The 22,350-nt window shown below is 54.1% G+C and carries 11 protein-coding genes; 8 read left to right on the plus strand and 3 right to left on the minus strand.

Annotation, left to right across the window (positions count from 1 at the left end; all coding sequences use genetic code 11):
- Positions 1-84 precede the first annotated feature (84 nt).
- The 8 genes from recC to HUF19_RS07785 all read left to right on the plus strand — a co-directional run bounded on the left by recC (position 85) and on the right by HUF19_RS07785 (position 15,440).
- Complete coding sequence (gene recC, locus HUF19_RS07750; protein WP_260999243.1) at positions 85-3,624, plus strand: exodeoxyribonuclease V subunit gamma; 3,540 nt, start codon at positions 85-87, stop codon at positions 3,622-3,624.
- On the plus strand, positions 3,621-7,409 hold the full coding sequence (recB, locus tag HUF19_RS07755) for an exodeoxyribonuclease V subunit beta (RefSeq protein ID WP_260999244.1): 3,789 nt from the start codon (positions 3,621-3,623) through the stop codon (positions 7,407-7,409). The genes recC and recB overlap by 4 nt, the downstream gene beginning before the upstream one ends.
- Complete coding sequence (recD, locus tag HUF19_RS07760) at positions 7,406-9,367, plus strand: exodeoxyribonuclease V subunit alpha (RefSeq protein WP_260999245.1); 1,962 nt, start codon at positions 7,406-7,408, stop codon at positions 9,365-9,367. Before recB ends, recD begins: the two co-directional genes overlap by 4 nt.
- 133 nt (positions 9,368-9,500) lie before the next feature.
- The gene (locus tag HUF19_RS07765) at positions 9,501-9,983 is read left to right on the plus strand and encodes a hypothetical protein (RefSeq protein ID WP_145468927.1); all 483 of its coding nucleotides are present in this window, start codon (positions 9,501-9,503) and stop codon (positions 9,981-9,983) included.
- A gap of 4 nt (positions 9,984-9,987) precedes the next feature.
- Positions 9,988-10,641 (plus strand): PspA/IM30 family protein, encoded by a 654-nt coding sequence (locus HUF19_RS07770; protein WP_260999246.1) that lies wholly within the window; start codon positions 9,988-9,990, stop codon positions 10,639-10,641.
- Positions 10,641-11,285: a YqiJ family protein gene (locus HUF19_RS07775; protein ID WP_260999247.1), complete on the plus strand. Its 645-nt coding sequence runs from the start codon at positions 10,641-10,643 to the stop codon at positions 11,283-11,285. Before HUF19_RS07770 ends, HUF19_RS07775 begins: the two co-directional genes overlap by 1 nt.
- A gap of 64 nt (positions 11,286-11,349) precedes the next feature.
- A complete protein-coding gene (locus HUF19_RS07780) occupies positions 11,350-13,044 on the plus strand; it encodes a flotillin family protein (protein ID WP_145468924.1) in 1,695 nt (564 codons plus the stop codon).
- A 98-nt stretch (positions 13,045-13,142) separates the two neighbouring features.
- Positions 13,143-15,440 (plus strand): DUF748 domain-containing protein, encoded by a 2,298-nt coding sequence (locus HUF19_RS07785; RefSeq protein WP_260999248.1) that lies wholly within the window; start codon positions 13,143-13,145, stop codon positions 15,438-15,440.
- Positions 15,441-15,488: 48 nt separating this feature from the next.
- Here HUF19_RS07785 and HUF19_RS07790 read toward each other — a convergent pair whose 3' ends face one another.
- From HUF19_RS07790 to HUF19_RS07800, 3 genes are all read right to left on the minus strand, one after another.
- The gene (locus HUF19_RS07790) at positions 15,489-16,655 is read right to left on the minus strand and encodes a dipeptidase (protein WP_260999249.1); all 1,167 of its coding nucleotides are present in this window, start codon (positions 16,653-16,655) and stop codon (positions 15,489-15,491) included.
- A 38-nt stretch (positions 16,656-16,693) separates the two neighbouring features.
- A complete protein-coding gene (locus HUF19_RS07795) occupies positions 16,694-17,176 on the minus strand; it encodes a protease complex subunit PrcB family protein (RefSeq protein WP_260999250.1) in 483 nt (160 codons plus the stop codon).
- Between the two features lie 232 nt (positions 17,177-17,408).
- Positions 17,409-22,331, minus strand: a complete 4,923-nt coding sequence (locus tag HUF19_RS07800; RefSeq protein ID WP_260999251.1) for an ATP-binding protein — start codon at positions 22,329-22,331, stop codon at positions 17,409-17,411.
- Between the last annotated feature and the right edge of the window lie 19 nt (positions 22,332-22,350).

Consider the following 22,350-nt stretch of genomic DNA (forward strand, 5'->3'; position numbering starts at 1 on the left):
CTTATCGCCAGCAAGTGATCCGCTCTCAAAGACCATCTTCTCTGGTACTCTATGGCCTGCCAACCACTTGCCCGCAGGGAAAGCATGTTCCGCCTCTATCATTCCAACGATCTTGAAATTCTTAAGGGCATTCTTGTCCATCAGATGCAGGAATCGCCCGTCGGCCCCTTTGGTCAGGAAGCCATTCTGGTACAGAGTCAGGGCATGTCGCACTGGCTCAAACTACAGCTGGCTGATTCGCTGGGGATCGCCGCGCAGGTGGATTTTCCGCTGCCCTCAAGCTTTGTCTGGCAGGTGTTTAACCGTCTGAAACCGGAGCTGCCGGAACGCTCCCATTTCGATAAACAGATCATGGCGTGGAAGCTGGTGCGTCTGTTGCCAATGCTGGCAACACAGCCGGGCTGTGAGGCCATTGCCCATTACCTGCAGAACGATGCCGATGGCGTTAAGTGTTATCAGCTGGCGCAAACCATCGCCGACGTGTTTGACCAGTATCTGGTGTATCGCCCGGACTGGCTGCTGAGCTGGGAGCTGGGTGAGGATGAAGTCGCCGATACACAGGTATCGGCCCATCCGTGGCAGCCGCTGGTGTGGCGGGCGTTAGTGGCCGACAGCGCCAGACTTGGTCATTCGCTGGATCACCGCGCGCGCCTGCTGCAGGAGCTGGAACAGCTGGTGCAGGCCCATCCTGAACGTCTGGCCGATCTGCCCAAACGGTTGTTTGTGTTTGGTATTGCGGCGTTGCCCGGCAGCTACTGGCAGGTGTTGCAGGCGATTTCGCCGGTGATTGAAGTGCATTTCTTTTTGCTCAATCCGTGCAAAAACTTCTGGGGCGATATCGTCAGCGAACGGCAGAAGATGCGCATTCTGCGTGATAACCCAGAGGTGGAAACCCTGCTGGACAGCGGTAATCCGTTACTCGCTTCCTGGGGGCGTTTAGGGCGCGATTTCCTCACGCTGGTACACGAAACCGCCGAGCAGTATGAAGGCCGTATTCAGGATGTGGATGCCTATTTAGAGCGGGAGCTTGAACCTGAATCACAAACGCTGCTGGCGCACCTGCAGCAGGACATCCTCACCCTCACTGATCGTCAGCAGGGCGCGTTCAGTAAAGAGGCACAATTACACAGCCACTTTAAACAAAGCATCGCGTCTGATGACGGCAGCGTGCGTTTAATCAGCGCCCACAGCCCATTGCGTGAAGTGCAGCGCCTGTACGATCAGATTCTGCACTGGCTGGATAACGACCCGGACCTTAAACCGCGCGATATCGTGGTGATGGTGCCGGATATCGACCAGTACGCGCCCTATATCGACGCCGTATTTGCCAGCAGCCGCGCGCGCACAGATCAGGGCGGTGAGTACCGTATTCCCTGGGCCATTGCCGACCAGTCGATGGCGCAGGAAGATCCGCTCATCGACAGCTTCCTCAGCCTGTTGGGGCTGGGTGACTCGCGCCTGCTGATTACCGAAGTGCAGGACTGGCTGGATGTATCCGCTATCCGCAGCCGTTTTAATATCCGCGAAGACGATCTGCCGGCACTGCGTGACTGGCTGGCGCAGGCGCAGATTCGCTGGGGCTTAAACAGCGAACAGCGTCAGCAGCTGGGCTTGCCGGCGTTTGAGCAGAACAGCTGGCGTAAAGGTTTGCGCCAGTTATTGCTGGGTTATCTGACCCCGGACAGCCGTCAGGATTTTATGGGCGATTTTCCGGTGGCGGCCACCGAAGGCAACGAAGGCGAATTGCTTGGTCATTTAATGGCCTTTATCGACGTGCTGGAACACTGGCAGCGGCTGTTTGCGGCCGGGCCGCGTCATGTTGCTGACTGGTCGGCGTCGCTGCTGCGGCTGCTGGATGATCTGTATCTGGCCGACAGTATTGAGCAGAACTCGCTGCAGCGTATCCGCGATGCTATTCAGCGCTGGCAGGAAGAATTAACCCTGGCCGGCTTTAACGGCGAATTATCCGCACCGGTGGTGCGCAGCTGGTTTAACGAACAATTAGGGCAGCAGGGCGGCTGGCAGCGTTTTCTCGCCGGGCCGGTGAACTTCTGTACCCTGATGCCGATGCGTTCCATCCCGTTTAAAGCGGTGTGTCTGCTGGGCATGAACGACGAGGATTATCCGCGCCGGGTAACGCCGGTGGGCTTCGATTTAATGGTTGCCGGGCGCAGCCGCCGTGGTGACCGTTCACGCCGCGAAGATGACCGTTATCTGTTTCTGGAGGCGGTGTGTTCGGCGCAGGATTATCTGTACATCAGTTACCGTGGTCACGATGTGCGGGAAAATGCCGAATTGCAGCCGTCGGTGCTGGTGGCGGAACTGCGCGATTATTTATGCGATGGTTTTGCCCTTGAGCAGGATCTTGATTTACCGCACCAGCAAAGCCGTCAACAGATGCTGCACTGGCTGCTGGAGGAGCTGCCACTGCAGCCCTATAACCGTCAGGCCTTTGCGGCTGATGATTTATTGAAGCGTCATGTGCGCAGTTATCAGCAGGTGTGGGCCGACGTCGCCGCTGAGCAGGGTACTGGCCATGAAGCGGAAAATGATCATTTCTTCAGTGAGCCGCTGGCTATTCCGGCCGATATCGATACCAGCGTGGTTGCCTGGGAAGACGTGAAGCAGGCCCTGGCAGACCCGCTTAAATATTTTGTCACCCGCCGCTTAAAAGCCTCGTTCGATGTGTACTGGCAACAGCACGAAACCGAAGAACCCTTTGCCTTAAATGGTCTGGATTTATATCAGCTGAAAGACGACTGGCTGCAATTGGCCATGGCCGATATTCAGCAGGGCCACGCTGAAGAATTAAGCGATGAACTGGCTTTTACCCGTCGCCAGCAGGCGCTGGGGCAATTACCGGTAAATGCTCTGGGTAAAGTCTGGAGCGATGATCTGATTGATTATTCGCGCCCGCTGGCGCAGAAAATCGTCGAATTATCCGAATTCCGTATGGAGGTAAAAGCACTGTCGGTACCGTTGGAAAACTGCACCGTGCAGGGCGAACTGCAGCAGGCATTTGTGCGCCATCAGGGTGATGATTGCGGTTATCTGCTGTATCACCGCGTCGGTGATATTTATGGTAAACATTTATTGCAGGCCTGGCTGGATGCCTTGCTGGTGGCTGCGGCCGCGCCGGCTCTCTCTCCTCAGAGTATCAGTCATGTCTGCCTGCTCGGTTTAAGCAAAGACAAGGGTAATACCTGGCTGCGGGAAATACAGCTGGGCTTGCCCGCACCGGACACTGCGCTGGCTTTAATTAAACAGGCCGTCGACTGGTACTGGCAGTGCTGGTGTAAACCCATCGCGCATTTACCCGATACGCTGTGGAGTCTGATTCAGGCGCAGGAATTATTTGCCGAAAAACACGCCGACGATGCCGACGCGCAAGCCGATGCCATGCAAAAAGAAATCAACAAACTGGCCGAGCGGGATTTTGGTGAACTGGCATCACCTTATTTACAGCGCTGTTTGCCGGACTTTGTCGCGCAGTTGCAAAGCCAGTCGCCCGATCAGTGGCTTGCTGAGCAGGGCATCTTGCTGACCAGTCTGAAAAAACACATAAAAACCGATGAACTGCATAAAGACTCCGCTGCCAGCTACGGTGGAGGAGAAGGCGTATGAAAACCTTATCCATTCCTGATTTTCCGCTGTACGGTCAGTCGCTGATTGAAGCCAGTGCCGGTACCGGTAAAACCTTTACCATTACCGGCCTGTATAACCGTCTGATTCTCGGTCATGGGCGCAGCAATGCTGATGGACAGAGTGAACGGCTGGGCTGTGATCAGATTCTGGTGGTGACCTTTACCCGTGCCGCTACCGAAGAGTTGCGTGGCCGTATCCGCCAGCGTCTGCGTGATACGCTGGAAGATTTATTGTCGCTGGAAAACGGCCAGCCGATTGAAGCGCAGCAGCTGCAATATTTACAGCAACTGGCTGAGGCACGGCACAGCGATATCGACAGCCTGTGTAAGCAACTGAAACCCTGGCTGCAAAGCAATCTGGCGTTAATGGATGAAGCGGCGATTTATACCATTCACGGTTTCTGTCAGCGCATGCTTAAGCAGTTTGCCTTCGACAGTGGTGTGGTGTTCAGCGCCGAGCTGGTGCTCGACAGTGACAGCTACCTGCAACAGGCCTGTGAAGATATCTGGCGTCAGCAGGCCTATAGCCTGAATGAACAGCAGAGCCGTTATTTAATCAGCCGTTATGCCGGCCCGGACGATGTGCTGGCGAAAGTGAAAGCACGGATTAACCGCCCGGATATGACGGTAATTCCGCCGCTTTCAGCTGATGGTCTGAACAGGGCGTGGCAAAGTGCCGAAGCCGCATTTACGAGCGCCAAAGCCGCCTGGTCGCAAATCAGTGCAGCTGATGTGGTGCAGTTAATTGCGGATTCCGGGCTGGATAAAAAATCCTACAGCAAACGTTTTGCCCCGAACTGGGTGGAAGAAGCGGCCGGTTATTTTGCCGGGCGTTTTTATATGCCAGCGCCGAAAAATCTCTACCGTATGACGCCAACCGCGATGGCAGAAAAGCTGAAAGACGGTGGTGAATTACCGCAGCATGCAGCCTTTGACGCCACTGAAGATTTTCTGCAGGCGGCCAAGCAGTTAGCACTGCTGCTGGAAGCCGCGTGGATGGACGCCATTAAAGAACGTTATTTCGAGCTGCTGGAAAAAGCCGGTGCTTTAACCCCGGATGATTTATTGCGTTTATTGGTGAATGCCTTGCGTGCCGATCAGGGCGAGTTGCTGGCCAGTCATATCCGCCGTTTATATCCGCTGGCGATGATCGACGAGTTTCAGGATACCGACCCACAGCAGTACGAAATTTTTAACCGGATTTATCCGCCGTTAAGTGAGAATGATAACGCGCTGGCGACGCAGCCAGGTCAGCATGGGTTAATTATGATCGGCGACCCTAAACAGGCCATCTACGGCTTCCGCGGCGCTGATATTTTTACCTACATCAAAGCCCGCCGGCAGCTTTCCGAAGAGCGCCGTTTTACTCTGGAAAAAAACTGGCGCAGTCATACCCGACTGGTCGCCGGGGTAAACCAGTTATTCGCCGGCCACGACAGTCCCTTTGTATTCGATCAGGATATTCAGTTCGTTAATGTATCGGCGGCAGGTAAACCCGACGGCCATCCATTAAAAATTGCCGGTGAAGAACAAACCCCGCTGCAACTGTGGCATGACGGCGGTGAATATTCCCGTAGCAGGGCGCAATTTACCGCTGCAGAACAGTGTGCTGAGAAAATTGATGCCTTAATGCACGGTGATGCGACGCTGGGGGATGAGCCGGTGCAGGCGCGCGATATTGCCGTGCTGGTGCGCAGCCGCAAGCAGGCCGGATTAATCCGTGAGGCGTTATCCGCGCGTCAGATCGGCAGTGTGTTTTTAACCCGCGACAGCGTGTACGACAGTCTGGAAGCGCAGGATTTATTTGCCTGGTTGCAGGCGGTGGCTCACCCAACCGATGAGCGTGCACTGCGTACCGCGATGGCAACGGAAACCCAGGGCTTAACTGCCGCGCAGCTGGATGCTCTGTTAAATGACGAGCTGGCGTGGGAGCGCACGCTGGAACAAAACCACAGTTATCATCAGCTGTGGCAACGCCGTGGCGTGATGGCGGCCATTATGCAGTGGCTGGAAGAAGACGGCCGCGCGCAACGCTTACGCCGCCATCAGGATGGTGAGCGCCGTATTACCAACCTGATGCATCTGGGTGAATTACTGCAGAGCGCTGCCCGCCGTTTACGCGGCCACGAGGCATTATTGCGCTGGTTTGGTGAGCATATTTTCTCCGATAACCGCAGTGGCGACGAAGCACAGTTGCGTTTAGAGAGCGACGCCAATCTGGTTACTATTGTCACCATCCATAAATCCAAGGGGCTGGAATATCCGCTGGTGTTTTTACCCTTCCTGTGGGACGACAGTTATTTACCGAATCCGAAAAGCGATACCCAGTATTTCAGTGAACGCGACGGCATGGTGCTGAATCTTGAGCCGGATGATGAAGCCAAAGCGTTGGCGCAGCGTGATTCTCTGGCGGAGTCTTTGCGTTTGCTGTACGTGGCCTTAACCCGTGCGGTGCAGGGCTGTTTTATCTGGCTGGCCGATGCCGTGGATGGCAAAAGCAAAAAAGAGAAAAAATCCCGTATTGCGCAAACCGCGCTGGGCTATTTGCTGGCACTGGAAAATGATCCTGACTGGGCCGGCTTAAAACAATCAGCTTCAGCTGAATGTTTAATTACCGGTTTGCCGGTCTGGCCGATAGATGAGCTGCGTCGTCAGGCTGTAATACAGGAGCCGCCAAAGGCGGCTGTGTGCCGGCCGCACAGCTGGGACAGCTGGCGGGTAAGCAGTTACAGCCAGTTAACCGCCGATGATCATAGCGGGCATTCTGCTCACGACGATGTATTGGTGATGGATGAAGTATCCGGGCAGAACGACAGTGATGAGTCCCTTGCCGAGCTTATTGGGGCCGAGCTGATCGAAACCTCCGTTATGGATGACATGCCAAACCGCGAATTTGATGCAACAGCACCGGCACTGACCTTTGCTAAAGGCGCGAACGCCGGTACCTGTCTGCACGCAATTTTTGAACACTGGGATTTTGTGGATGCCGATGCGCTGCTCAGCATTACCGAACGTGAACTGAGCCACTATGGTTTAGCACTCAGTGAGGATGAAGCCGGCGCTGAGGAAAAACAAAAGCAGATCAATAACCTTGCTGGCTGGATGCAGGCGGTGGTGAACAGTTCGTTGATGAATGAGCAGGGCGAGCAATTTGCCTTAGCGGATATTTCTGCGGCCAATCGCCTCGATGAAATGGAATTTTACCTGCCGGTGCAGCAGCTTAAGGCGGCGGATATTAATCGTCTGTTAACCGACCCGGCGAAAAGCGGGCGCTTTCATTTCGATACCTTAAGCGGCTATTTAAAAGGTTTTATTGACCTTATTTTCTGCCATAACGGCCGCTATTACGTGGCGGACTATAAATCCAATCATCTGGGGTTCAGCATTAATGACTACACCCCGGCGGCATTAAAAGTGGCGATGGCCGATCATCAGTATGATTTACAGGCCTGGCTCTATACGGTCGCCCTTGACCAGCTGCTGCGTCAGCGTCTGAATCATTATGATCCGGCTAAGCATCTGGGTGGCGTGTATTACTTCTGGCTGCGCGGTATGCATTTAGGTAGCAATGCGCCGCGTTTAAATGCCGATGATGCGGCTGTCTCACAGCAGGATTTATTTGCCGCGCCCGCGCTGACTCAGGTGCCGGGCGTGTATTACCACGCTGTCGACCCTGATGAATTGCAGCGCTGGCGGCAGGTGCTGTTGCCGGATTCTGTCTGTGCGCGAAACAGAACTGATAACAAAGCGGAGGCCGGTGTATGAATCCGCTGCTGTTGCAATATTTACCCGAAATTGAAGTGAAAAACCTGCGTGATATTGACCGTCAGGTGGCTATGCAGATGCTGCAGTGGGAATTACAGGCGTCGGCAGAGACAGAACCACACACACTGCAGTTGCTGGCGATGGCGTCGGTGATGGTCAGCGTTGCTCTGGGCAAGGGGCAGGTGTGTCTGCCGCTGACATCCTGTGCCTTGCCTGAATGGCGCGAGTTCTGGAGTGAGCATTCGTTACTGGCCAGTTCACAGCTGGCTGCTTGCCGTACGGTGTATGTGGCAGAGGCTGACCCGAAAACAGCCGTTGGCGAATTTCGCGATTACGCCCAGCAGCCGCTGGTGCTGCATGGCAATAATCTTTATCTGGCGCGCTACTTTTTCTACGAACGCGGTGTATTAACCCAGATTCACCAGCGACTGGCGCAGGAACCGGCGTTAAAGGATACGGAACTGACCAGCACGCTGACGCAATTATTCGGCGATCCGGGTGCTGCTGGCTCGGGGGCTGCTAGCTCAGAGGCAGTGGTTGATTGGCAGAAAGTGGCTGCGGCCAGTGCCTGTATCCGTAATTTTGCGGTGATTACCGGTGGCCCGGGTACGGGTAAAACCACCACGGTCACGCGTCTGCTCAGTGCGCTGCTCAGCCAGAACCCGCAGATGTCGATTGCGCTGGCTGCGCCCACAGGTAAAGCCGCTGCGCGCATGACGGAATCCATTCGTGGTGCCAAATTACGGGCCCAGCAAAGCGGCGAAAAATCGTTGCCTTTTGCCGAACAGATTCCGGACGACAGCTATACGCTGCATCGTTTGCTGGGCTGGTCGCCGCGCGGCTTCCGTTATAACGCCAATCGCCATTTACCCTTCGATTGCGTGGTGGTGGATGAAGCGTCGATGGTCGATCTGCCGATGATGTATCACCTGTTTCAGGCATTGGCCGCGGATACCCGCTTAATTCTGCTCGGCGACCGTGATCAGCTGGCTTCGGTAGAAGCGGGCAGTGTGCTGGCGGATTTATGCGATGCCGGCGTGCAGCACGGTCCGGACAGCGCCTTTGCTCAGCGCCTGCAACAACTGACCGGTTTTGATTTAACGGCCGTCACAGAAGGTTCTGTAAGCCCGATGCAGAATGCGGTGGCGTCACTGCGGGTATCCCATCGCTTTACCGCGGAAAGTGGCATTGGCCAGCTGGCGGCGGCGGTCAATAACAGTGACATTGCACGCGCTGATCAGGTGCTGCGCCAGTTTGCCGATGTACGCTTTGTGGCGGTAAATCCGCTGGCCGAGCAGCCGTTCTGGCAACAGCCGCAATGGCAGCAACCCCTGGTGGATGGCTACCGTGATTACGCCGAAGCGTTGCGCGCTTTTGCTGCGGATAAAGCCGCTGCGAACGATGTTTTCAGCGCCTTTAACCGTTTTCAGATTCTCGTCGCTTTACGCCAGGGGCCTTATGGGGTTGAACAGGTGAATCAGCGCACTGAGCGTTTACTGCAGGCAGCGGGATTAATCGATACCCGTGCTTCGGCTTCCGGCTGGTACGCCGGCCGTCCGGTAATGATCAGCCGTAACGATTACGATCTCGGCCTGTATAACGGTGATATTGGTATTGCTTTGCCGCTGACGGATGAGCAGGGCAGGCAGACGTTAAAAGTCGCCTTCCCGGATGCCGACGGCGGCGTGCGTTATTTATTGCCCAGCCGTTTGCCGGCCCATGAAACCGCTTTTGCCATGACCGTGCATAAAAGCCAGGGCTCGGAATTTGATCATCTGTGTCTGTTGTTACCGGAGCAGTGGCAGAGCGTTATTACCCGCGAGTTGATTTACACCGCCATTACCCGCGCGAAAAAGACCTTCAGCCTGTTTGGCGGCACAGCCTGCTGGCAACAGGGGCTGAATACCCGGGTGCAGCGCGCCAGTGGTTTACGCGAAGCACTCTGGTCTCAGCGCTGAGGTCTGGTTTAGTGTTTTCACCGGTTTTTGCTTACGCAGGTGTTTGTTTACGTGCTCAATATTTTTTATTGACCACGTAAACAAGGCTGTATACATTTGTATTCACTGTGTATGCAGATGAACAGGGAAGCTCATGATCAGCAAGTCACAATCAATCAGTGTGCGTTTATCGGAAGACGATTACGCCTATCTGATGGCCATCCGCCAGAACGGTGCGCTGACTCAAAGCGATAAAGTTCGCGAGCTGATTGCTATGGCGCGGGAAGCGGTGGGCACCGAAAGTTTTGCCCGCTCGTTTATTACCGCCAGTGACAGCATGGCGCCGTATCGCGCACGTTATAAATCCCCCGAATCTGACCGCAGCATCCTGAATGAAGCGGTATTTGATCTGCTTACCGAAAGCGCTGCCATTATTCAGTCGCAGGACAGCAAAGCCTGTGCTGCCGATCTCGAACGGCAATTATTTCCCGTTGTCAGCGATCTGCTGCGCCGTCTGCTGCCGCCATTACTGGCACAAAGCGGCGGTACACTACTGAATAATGATCTGGCTGAGCAACTGCAACAGCAGCTGCTGACGGATTTTTCTCACCTGAATTGCGCCAACCGCAAGGAGTAACACCATGTCTGAAAGATTATTAAAACGTATCGGCCGGCTGGTGTCGGCATCCGCCAACTCTCTGGTCGACAGTCTGGAAAATGCCGCACCGACCATGGTGATGGAAGAAGCGATCCGCGAAATCGACAGCGCCATTGCCGATGTCCGTGCCCAGCTGGGTAAAGTTGAAGCGGCGCGTTATCTGAGCACCAAAAGTTTAAACGCGGATAACAGCCGTCATGCTGAACTGCAGGCGCAGATTGAAGTGGCTGTTGCTCAGGGCCGCGATGATCTGGCCGAAGCGGCGATTGCGCGCCAGATGGATATCGAAGCCATGATTCCCGTGGTGGAAAAAAGCATCGCCGACAGCGACGCCGAAATTAATGAACTGAATTCTTATATTCAGGCACTGCAGGCGAAAAAACGCGAAATGCAGGAAACCCTGAAACATTATGAAATTGCCAATGCCGCTGCGGTGCAGGCTGAACATGCCGGCACGGCCTCGACCGCCACGCAGGTGGAGCAGGCGACCGATGCTTTTAACCGCATTCTGAATAAAGCCGGTGCACCGGGTGTGAGCAGTGGTGATGAGCGTAAGCTGGCCGAACTCGATCAGCTGGCCCGTCAGAACCGCATTCAGGAACGACTGGCGCGGGTTAAATCGCAGGCGAACGATTAATGGAATTTCTGTTTTCAGACGGCAATTATCCTTTTGCCGTCGCGCTGGTATTAATGCTGATTATCGCCGTGCTGGAAGGTGTGCTGGTGGTCATCGGTCTGGGCTTATCACAATTTATTGATGGCCTGTTACCCGACGTTGACTTGAGCGTTGACGGCGAGGTGCCGAATATGGGGCTCAGCCGTTTTCTGGCCTGGCTGCGTATTGGTCAGGTGCCGGTGCTGATTATTCTGGTGATGCTGCTGATGTTTTTCGGACTCAGCGGTGTGGTGCTGCAATCACTGTTTATGTCGGCCTTCGGTTTTATGCTGCCGGCGATCGTTGCCGTGGTGCCGGCGCTGGCGGTTGCGTTGCCTCTTACGCGCCTGCTGACCGGGTTGCTGGGCAAAGTATTACTGAAAGACGAAACAGAAGCGGTATCTTCCGCGTCTTTTATCGGCCAGGTAGCGACCATTACGCTGGGTGAAGCCCGTCAGGGCAGTCCGGCGGAAGCGCGATTCCGCGATCAGTTTGGTACAACGCATTATCTGATGGTTGAACCGGATGGTGATGAAATCTATCGCGCCGGCGACAGTGTTTTGCTGGTGCAACAGAAAGGTGCTGTGTATCTGTGCATCCGCCCGGATAACCAACACCTGCAATAAGCAAAACCTGCAACAATTAAAAATTACATTACGGACTACTTTTTAAAACTCTCAGGGAGCTTTTATGGATAACCTTTTCTCAGCAGTCTTTTTTGCTGGATTTATTTTTGTCGGCCTGCTGGTCATTGGGATGATTTTTGCGCGTTTATATACCCGCGCATCGAAAGAACGGTCTTTTGTCCGTACCGGTATGGGCGGGCAGAAAGTCATTATGAACGGCGGGGCGATGGTGCTGCCGGTATTGCATGAAATTATTCCCGTCAATATGAACACCCTGCGTCTGGCGGTATCACGTAAAGAACAGCAGGCGCTGATTACCAAAGACCGTATGCGTGTCGACGTACTGGCCGAGTTTTATCTGCGCGTTAAACCCGATGCGGATGCCATTGCCAACGCGGCCCAAACTCTGGGTGCGCGTACGCTGGACCCGGATGCGCTGAAAGAAATGATCGAAGGTAAATTCGTTGATGCCCTGCGTTCGGTGGCGGCAGAAATGGAAATGGCTGAACTGCATGAACAGCGCAGCCAGTTTGTACAGAAAGTACAGCAGGTCGTGAGCGAAGACCTGCTGAAAAACGGTCTGGAACTGGAATCGGTTTCCCTGACCGGTCTGGATCAGACGCCACGTGAATTCTTCTCGCCGGACAACGTGTTCGATGCCGAAGGTCTGGCGCGTATGACCCGTTCGATTGAATCACGCCGTAAGGAAGTGAACGAAATTGAGCAGGAAACCCGTGTACTGATCGAACAGAAAAACCTCGAAGCAGAACGTCAGCGTCTGCAGATTGAGCGTGAAACCCGCTACGCCAAAATGGAGCAGGAACGCGAAATTGCCACCCGCGAAGCTGATCAGCAGGCTGAAATCGCCAAAGAGCGCGCGGATAAAGAACGTAGTGCCAAACAGGCCGAAATTGAAGCGCAGCGGGAAATTGACCAGTCGCGCATCGCCGCCGATCAGGCAACATTGTTGCTGGAAATTGAAAAAGACCGCCGCCTGCGCGAGCAGGAAATTGAGCGCGAGCGTCAGCTGGAAGAGCGTCAGATCCAGAAACAGAAATCACTGGAAATTGCTGAACAGGAACGTGCCATTGCGGTTGCCGAAAAATCGAAAGAACAGTCGCTGGCCGATAAACTGGCGAACGAGGCCCGTTCGGAAGCGGTGCGTGCAGAAGAAAAAGTAACGACTGCCAAGCAGGTGGAAATTGCTGAGCGTGACAAAGCCATCGAGCTGATTGAAGCGCAGAAAGAAGCGGAACGTCAGGCGACCGGGGTAAAAATCGCCGCCGAAGCGGAAAAAATGGCCGCCGAAGATAAAGCCGAAGCGCTGCGTCTGCAGGCCAATGCTGAAGCCGATGCTATCCGTATTAAAGTGGAAGCCGACCGTGAGAAGTACGCGGTGGATGCTGAAGGTCAGCGTCTGATGAACGAAGCCCTGAACAGCCTGAGCGATGCGCAGATTGCGCTGAAGCGTGTGCTGAGCCTGCATGCAGCGCTGCCGGGCATTGTACGTGAAAGCGTGAAACCACTGGAAAACATTGAGGGTATGAAAATTATCTCTATCGATGGTCTGAATCAGATGGGTGGTGAACGCAGCGCCAATGGCAGTGGTGTGCTGGATCAGGACAGTGCGGCTAATGGCCAGAGCCTGCCGGAAGCACTGGTCAACAGTGCATTAAAACACCGTGCTATGGCGCCACTGGTTGATTCACTGCTGAAAGAAGCCGGCGTGCATGAATTTGCCCGTGATCTGAACAGCTGATTCCTGTCGCCGGTTTTTAAATAAAGAAACAGAGCGTATTATCTACGCTCTGTTTTTTTATTGGGAGTGTCCTTATGCCTCCGCTTCAGACGGCTTTTTTGACTAAAAAACGCATTGCCGGTTTTTTATTTTCCTTCTTTGTAGTGCTGATTTTGCTACTGCTGGTCTTGCTTTACAGTGCGCCTTTTTTTGCTGTCAAAGCTGGCCAGAAATGGTACGGAAGTCAGGGCGCTGGTTATCAGTTAACGGTGTCAGACTGGCATTGGGTGCCGTTTCGCACCGAACTTGAATTAACCGGTGTTGAACTGCGCCACCCGCAGACGGATGCGCCGCAAGCAACGACCCGTGTTGAACGGCTGCGATTGAGTTTTGATCCCTGGGCACTGGCTCGTCAGGAAATTTATATCCGGGATATCAGCCTCGACGGATTACGTTTGAGTGCTGCACTGCGCAATGATGAAGCGTTGCGCCTGTTAATCAGTGGTCTGATGATTCCGCTGCAGGCAGATAACAGCGCAGCCGCTGAAACAGAGTCTGCAGCTCAGCAAAGCGAGGCTGTGGATGTTGCGAGTGCGGATATTCAGTCTGCTTCTGTTCAGACAGAAGAAATCACTCAGGCAGAAGAAAGCACTCAGAAAGAACAACCCTGGCGGCTGCGCCTTGGCCGTTTAACCCTTAACGATGAGATCATTGACTGGCAGCAGGATGCACTGACAACACAAGGCCCGGCGAGCCGTGGTCAGCTGCGGATTGCATCATTGCAGGCTGGCCCTTTTGACAGTACCGCCGCAAAAGCTTTGCCACTGAACCTGACACTGGAACTGACGCAGTTTGAATTAAGCGGCGCGCAACCGGTCAGTCTGCAGCAACCCTTTACCCTGACGCTGGCCGGAGAGATTCAGCAGGCCTTAACCACACCGCAGTGGATCGGAGATATCAGCCTTGATAATTTGCAGCTGACAGCGGCCGGTGCGCCACCTCTGGCCGTTAAACGCTTGCAACTGAGCGGCGTGCAGGCTGGCGCTGATACACAAAGCATTGCAGAGCTGAGTCTTGAGCAATTGCTGCTCGGAGTGGGCGATGCCCCCTTGTTGAGTCTGGGACATTATCAGGTCAGCGATATTTCGGCATCAGCATCACAGCTGGCAACAGGCCTGCACGAATATGCGGATTTGCAGGTCGCGGTAAAGCGTCTGGCGGATGGCAGTCTCGACCGCAGTGCGCTGGGCGATGCCGCTGTTGAATCACCGCAGGCAACAACCAATACAGCAGATGCACCGGATAGCTCGGCAACAAATAGCGATGCTTCTGCTTCTGAATCAGGGAAAAAGCCGGAAATTGCTGAACCGGATCATTTCCAATTATTTATTGCCGGTATTCAGCAAAGCGGTGATAGCAGTGGTGCAGAGATTCACGATGTTTCTGTAAAACCTGCGTATCAGGGCAGGGTGCAGATACGGGAACTGAACATCAGTGAAATATCCGCCACACTGGCAGCATCGTCTCAGCCGGAGTTAATAAAACCGGTACAGATACATGCGGTATTGTCACTGGATGATTATAACCGTATTGCACTGGATACCAGTCTGACTCTGGATCACAGTCATGCCCCTGAGATTTATCCGCAGGGCAATGTCACGCTGCGCATCAGCCAGCTGGATATAGTGGCATTTAATGGCTATCTGGCGCAGGCGATGGGCTATCACCTGGAAAAAGGTATGCTGAATCTGGACGTGGATATGGATATGCAGCAAGCCCAACTGGGTGGCGAAGCGCGGATATTATTGCGTAATTCCAGTTTTGTGCCGGAAGATGAAGCAACCATTAAGCGGGTCAGCAAGCAGATTTCCATGCCGGTGGATACTGCGCTGGATTTATTGCGTGACGATAATGGCAATGTCCGTCTGACCGTACCGGTTTCCGGCGATATGAGCAGCCCGGATTTCGGCTCCGGTGATATTACCGCGCAATTAAGTAAGCTGGCCCTGCAGAGTGCCGCTCTGCATTATCTGAAGCAAAGCCTGCAGCCTTATGGTTTGTTACTGAGCATCGCCTCCTATGCCGGGTCAGAATTAATGGCGATCCGGCTGGATGCTCTGGCGTTTGCTGAGGGGCAGACAGAACTGAATGATGAGCAGATTCCGCATCTGGAAAAAGTCGCACAACTGATGCACGGTAAAACCGGGCTGGAATTGCAGGTGTGTCCTTTTGTCAGCAAAACTGAGGCTACGGCTGAGGAAGAGCAGTGGCCGCAACTGGCACGTCAGCGCGGTGCTGTGGTTAAGGCCTGGCTGGCGCAGAAAACCGATGACAATGATCATTCTCTGGCGCCAAGGGTAACTGTCTGCAAACCGCAGCAGGGGGAAAAAGCGGAAGTGGTACTGGGATTTAATTAAAGCCAGATTGAGCGCTTATTAAATCCTGAACAGCGGGGTTCTGCCGGGTCAGGGCAGAATCTGCAGCAGAACCCGCAGCATATTACCGCCCATGACTTTGTGGATTTCCTGCTTACTGAATCCCTGACGCAGCATCTCGTGGGTTAATGCTGCAAGCTCAGAGGTATCGAATTGTGTGGCAACAGCGCCGTCAAAATCTGAGCCCAGTGACACATGATCTTCACCAAGTAAGTCGATGGCGCTGCGGATGGTTCTGGCAATGCCGGCCGGGGTGTCGTCGCAGGTGACATCTTTCCAGTAACCGATACCGATCACGCCACCGGTGGCCGCAATCTGTTTCATCAGCGCGTCAGGGAAATTCCGTTTTACCTGACAGTGCGAAAAAATACCGCTGTGGCTGACAACCAATGGTTGTGCTGTGATGGCCAGTACGTCTTTCACCACCTGGGGGGAGGAATGTGCGAGGTCGATAATCATGTTTTTTTCAGCCGCCCGGAGCACCACCTTGCGGCCAAACGGCGTCAGCCCGGCATTGGATGTGCCATGCAATGAACCACCCAGTTCGTTATCAAAAAAATGCTGCAGACCGATCAGGCGATAACCGGCATTGTAGAGTTTATCCAGATTTTCGATGTTACCTTCCAGCGGATGTCCGCCTTCCATGCCCATTAATGCCCCGATCAGAGGTTTCCCCTGTTCGCGCGCGCTGACAACGGCTTTTATATCGGCCGCCGTGCGGATTAATGTCAGTTGCTCCGGTGCTTTGTCGGCATAATTTTTCAGGCGCGTTACCTGATACAGCGCACGCTCATACAAACTGCTCCAGCTGGCAACAGGCCAGGTCTGGGCAATGGCGAGCGGGGTAATATTATCGGCGGCGTCCTTGCTGTTGGCGTGGTAGTTCTGACCGCTGGGGCTTTTGGTAACCGCGGTAAATACCTGCAGGGCAACATTACCCTCGCGCAGCCGGGGAAAATCAACCTGACCGTAATCGCTGCGTTGCAGCAGGTTTCTGTCCCACAACAGGGAATCGGCATGCCAGTCGCCAATCAACAGCGTCTGATGCAGTGCACGGGCTTCCGCAGAGACAGGCCAGGGTTTGTGGCTTTTTACGCTGTTCATGCCTTTTTCTACCTGCGCAGGCACGAAAATGCGTGCTGCGATTAAGGCCAGAATTAAAAGGATGAATAATACGTACAGTATTTTGCGCAGCACGGGAGGCCCCTGATCTGTCCGGTGAATGATGCTACAGGTTATTGGCTGCAGGTCGCGGCGGCAATAGCTTCCTGAATAACGATTTCTTTCAGGCTTTTAATGGCTTCAAAGCGGTATGGATTGGTTTGTGCGCCGTCATAGTTACAACCTTTTCCGGGTGTCAGCTGAGTAAATTCAACCACTACATGATCAGCCTGCTCCAGCACGTCATCGATACGGATACCGTAACCGCCATTCGGGCGGATACCGAGGTCGATCAGCACAATCTGGTACTGGTTAAAGTCAACATCTTTGCTGCTTTCCGCGGAGTAGTCTGCCAGCACTTCACGATAATCATCGGCATTATTCAGTATACGGATGGTTTTAATTTCGCTGCCGCTGCCAATGGTCTGCAGCCCCTGATGCAGGGTCGTGTGGGAAAGACGGTTTTCTGCTTCCTGATCGGTAGCGACGCAACCGAATAATAAAACAGAGGCACTGATCAGCAGGGCTTTCACAGGCAGCAGATGATTACGTGTCATAACATGGTCCTTACATAACGGGAATAAAAATCTTCCGGTGTTTACCGGATGAAAGAATAATGCGCGTAGCATGAAGGGGATGGCCTTTATGAACAACGTCGGCTATGTAAAACCCGTGTAATTCTGTTTTATACACGCCGCTAACAAACAGATCGCCAGTAATCCGTGTGGGAAATTCTGCCAATAAAAAAAGCGCCCGCAGGCGCTTTTTTTATTGCTCAGCCAGAGTCACTCAGGCTGCGTTTTCGCTGTCGCTGACCGGTTTTACCACGAACAGTAAATCGCCCTGGTTAACCTGCTGGCCATCAGAGTTCATGATACGGGTGACCTTGAACTTCTGGTTAGCCGGATAGAGTTCAGTTCCGGAACGGTTGAACTGTTTCAGGCTCAGCGGAGTGAACATTTTCATGGCTTCCATCAGACACAGGGTCTGATCAACACCGATGATATCGCCTTCTTTGACAAAGGCCGGTTCACTTGGCGATGACGATCCGTAGAAAATACTGGTCGATGGCGACAGTACTTTCAGCTCGTCGGAACCTTCGATCTTCAGTGCCGCCGCATCCACCGCGTTGGCGCTCATATCGGCCGCGTCTTCAATATCTTTGATCAGCGCATCGACATCGATACGGTCAAGGAATTGCGGCAGATAGGTGGTGTCGTAGACACCGTCCTGGAAGACTTTGTCGTCCAGCACGCGCTTGAGCAGCGGGATATTGGTGCACACGCCGGTAATGCGTACGCGTTCCAGATATTCACGCATCTTGGCGATGGTGTCGTTGCGGTCTTTACCGTAACAGATAATCTGCACCACCATGCTGTCGTAGAACGGCGATACCTGTTTGCCAGGTGCGGCCATCGCAATCAGCTCGATGTAGTCTTCTTCCGGCAGCACGCAGTCGCGGATCAGGCCTGGTGTTGGTACGAACTCAACATCATCACCCTTACGCACGGCTTTCTCAGCGTTCACGCGCACTTCAATGGCATAACCCTTGGATACCGGCTTCAGGTCAGCAATGCTGTCGCCTTCGGCAATGCGGAACTGGGTGCTGACGATATCAATACCGGACACCAGTTCCGTCACCGGATGCTCTACCTGCAGACGGGTGTTCATCTCCATGAAGTAGATGGTGTTGGCGTGCAGGTCGAAAATAAATTCAACCGTACCGGCACCGACGTATTTCACCGCATCCGCCAGTTTGGCCGCAAAATCGTAGGCCGCCTGTTCCAGGTCACGCGGCAGCATGGTGGAACCGGATTCCTCGAAGATTTTCTGGTTGTTACGCTGCACTGAGCAGTCACGCAGACCGAGAATCTTGGTGTTGCCATGGCTGTCACGTAATACCTGTACTTCGATATGACGCAGGGAGGTTACGTATTTTTCCAGATACACGTCGCCGTTACCGAAAGCAGCTTTGGCCTCAGTCGAAATCTGGTGGAACAGGGCGTGGATTTTATCCGGCGAATGCACCACCTGAATGCCTTTACCGCCACCACCGTGTACCGCTTTCAGCAGCACCGGATAACCGATTTCATCGGCTACCGCAGCGGCATTGGCGGAACTGGTCAGAATGCCGTGGGAGCCCGGTACAACCGGCACATTCACACGCATCGCGGTGTTAATGGCGTTGGATTTGTTGCCCATGGTTTCCATCGAGGAAACCGGCGGTCCGACAAAGTTAATGTCGTGGTTACCACAGAGGGCGGCAAACTGGCTGCTTTCCGACAGGAAGCCGATACCCGGGTGCAGCGCATCCACGTTTTCGTGGTGGGCGATACGCAGTACCGATTTGGCGTTCAGATAGCTTTCGTCCGGCGTATTACCGCCGATACAGACCACACGGTCTTCAGGTCCGAGCATATCCACCGGAACTGATTCCATATCCGGGTCGGACGCAATCAGGATGACCTTGATATCGTTTTCCTGTGCCTTGCGGATCAGTTTTACCGCAGTACAGCCACGGGCGTGGATCAGCACCTTGTCGATCTTGCCGTATTTCTTCAGTTTGCTGGCATTGGCGCCGGTATCCGGAGCCATGCGCTCTGCCGTGACATAGCCCTGCAGCACGCGGTCGAGAACGTCATCGACGCTGAAGCGGGCAACCGGCATATCCGGGTCGATGGCACGCAGACGGTCGTCCAGATCGTCAAAGAACGGGTGGCTGACCAGACCGTCCATCGACTTAGGCGATACCGACAGGTAGTTCGACAGGGTGCAGGTACTTGGCAGATAGCTTGGCACTACGATCTGGCCGGCAAACGGCATATTGGTGCCGGAGAAGTAGTAGGTCTGTGCCAGCGGGTGAGTCACAAAACTCGCCTGCGCACCACCGGTACAGTCACCGAAACCGAAGATTACGATCGGCAGATCGTTGTCGCGTACGAAACGGGTAATACGGTCGTTAACCACGGCCATAGAGAACAGGGCAGCTGCACCTTCTTTGGTCTGCATACCGCCGGAGGAAACAAAGCACACGATCGGCAATTGCAGACGCGCACATTCCACCATCAGCTTACAGAACTTCTCAGCGGAGGCCATATCGAAGGCGCCGGCCTGGAAGTCGAGGTTGGAAACCAGCGCACCGACCTGTTGCTCACGTTCACCGATTTTGATGGTACCGATGCCGGTTACGACGCCGCATGGCTTGATATCTTTTTTCAGCGCACCTTCGATTGAGCTGCGGAAGCCCGGGAAGGCCACCGGATCGGCGGACATCAGACTGGCGTTAAGCTCTTCAAAATCGTTGAAGAAACGGTCAATGATGGCCTGTGCCGAGGTCTTCTTCTGACGTTTGGTATCGTCCAGAACCTGCTGAATCAGCAGATCGTGGTAAGCCATGGTCAGACGGTTCCAGAAATCCTTACGGCGACCGATAGAGACCGGGTTGATACGGCCGTTATAGGTCTTACCATCCTGCTCGGCTTCATGATATTCCGGCAGCAGTTTTTCAAAAATAAAGGTGATCACCACAAACAGGGTGTCGGACAGACGCGGGAAGGCCAGCTTTTTCCATTCTTCAACCGACTTCAGGAAGTCACCACGCTGATTGCTCTTGATAAAGTAGCTCAGCCAGTGGTTAAAGGATTCGCGCTCCTGTGCGGTATAACTGTCGCCTTCGGTGGCTTCGGCCAGAGATTTCTCCAGCAGGGTTTTCACCGAGTCGCGGGACAGCGAACGGTCTTCGTTCGCTTCTTTCGCCACACCCACCAGATTGTTGATGAAGTTGTCGTACAGCTGACCAAACACCAGCATGTTCTGACACACCTGGCTGAACTCGTAACGCAGTTCGTCGTGCAGGATGGCATCCAGAATGGTGATATCCGGGTGTGCCGGGTTCTGAATGTTTTCCTGACGGAACTGAATGTAAGGGGCCAGCGCTTCTTCAATGATGCGACGGTTGGCTTCAACCTTGATGCTGGCAATGGAATTGGCCAGTGCTTCAGTACGGGTAGAGAGTTTTAAATCCGCACGGATATGATCCGGAATCAGATCGTCTTTCAGAATGCTGTTCAGAGCGGTTGCCAGCGACTGCTTCAGCGCGCCCTTGGACTTTTCCTTGGCCAGGCCCTGAGTCAGTTCCTGACGGGTTTCGTGCGGCAGTTGTTCGCGAATGTAAGCCGCCAGCGGATGCGGATTCTTTTCTACGAACTCAGCCACGGCAACAGCATCAAGGATGTCATTGGCGCGCAGCAGGAAACGGCTCTGCTTATAGTCTTCGAGGTAATCCATCAGTCCCTGGAAGTTAACCGAGGCATCGGATTTCCAGCGGTTGAACAGATACAGGCCAAGGTTGAAGCACAGCTCCTGCTTGGCTTTTAAGTAATTGTTCTTGGGCTCACCGAAGAACAGACGGGCGATGGTGCTGCGGCTCTCGTCACGGTCTTCGTATTTGCTCCAGAAGTTTTTCCAGCTCTTGTGCAGGTTGTCGTCGTAGACGATTTTTTCCGGAGCCTGCAGCCAGTTCTGGAATTTGCGCTTGGATTCACGCTGCAGACGGGACTGCAGCTGGCCTTCCGGCACCTCTTTTTCTGCCAGGCGGCCATAATTTTCCAGCGAGGTGGAGTGAATACGGCGGCGCAGGGTGAGGTAGCGGGTATAGCGGTAGGTCAGACCGAACAGGTTGATGTGCTCGGTTGGTGTCTGTGCCAGGAAGAAGTTGGAGTCTTTCTGCAGTTTTTCCAGTTTTTCCGATGGGCGCAGGAAACGTTCAACACTGCGCTGATAATGATCCATCAGATATTGGCTGTGACGGGCAAATTCGGCGGCACTGGCTTCGATGGATTCGATGCCGGTGGTGATGGCCTGATGCAGATTAAAACGCTTTTCGTCGGCGTCGGTCGGGGCGTAATCGATGATGCCATCGATGATGCCGGCTTCACGTAACTCAAAACCGGATACACCCACGTATTTGGCACATTCCTGCCAGGACAGGTTGTATTTGCGTGCAATCGAGGCCAGACCCTGCGGCTGAATGGTGTTGAAAATACCATCACGGACGCTCAGCAGAATATTGGTGGTGGCCAGCGGGATCGCACCACCGGAGTAGCCGGCACCCCAGATAATACCGAGGGTTGGCACATCATTATTGGCCATTTCGGTAATCAGGTGAGAGATGCTGTGCGCCTGGTTACCGGCGTTGGCAACTTCACCGGCGTCCGCTCCCGGAGTATCGATAAAGGTAACAATCGGCATCGCGCGACGGGCAAAGGCACGGGCCTGCTGGGCAGCGCGGTTGTGATGCTGCGGGCCCCAGACACCATTGGCGTGCTCGCGGTTCTGGCAAATAAAGCCAATGCGGCGCACATGGCCGCCAAAGTCCATGTCGGCTTCGGCGCAGTACAGCGGACCGTCTTCTACCTCGGTAATAACCCGCAGCACCAGATGTTGCACGACGGCTTTGCTGCCCATGCGGCTGCTGCTTTCGCTCGGAGTGACAATCTGTTCGATATAACTGTCGATATTCAGGCCGCGCAGACGTTCAAGTTCGGCCTCGCAGCGTTCCGGAGAGATCAGCCCTTTAACACTCTGATCAACGGCGTTGTCTTCATATTCCGGAAACAGGGAGAAATCGGCAGACAGCTGTTCTGCTTTCTGGAACAGCTGGTCGATATGTTTGGATACGGCGTTTCCTGTTGAAACCTGTTGCTCTGTCATCGTTACTACATTCCATAAT

This window comes from Thalassolituus hydrocarboniclasticus (genome assembly GCF_025345565.1).
In the GTDB taxonomy this organism is placed as follows: domain Bacteria; phylum Pseudomonadota; class Gammaproteobacteria; order Pseudomonadales; family Oceanobacteraceae; genus Venatoribacter; species Venatoribacter hydrocarboniclasticus.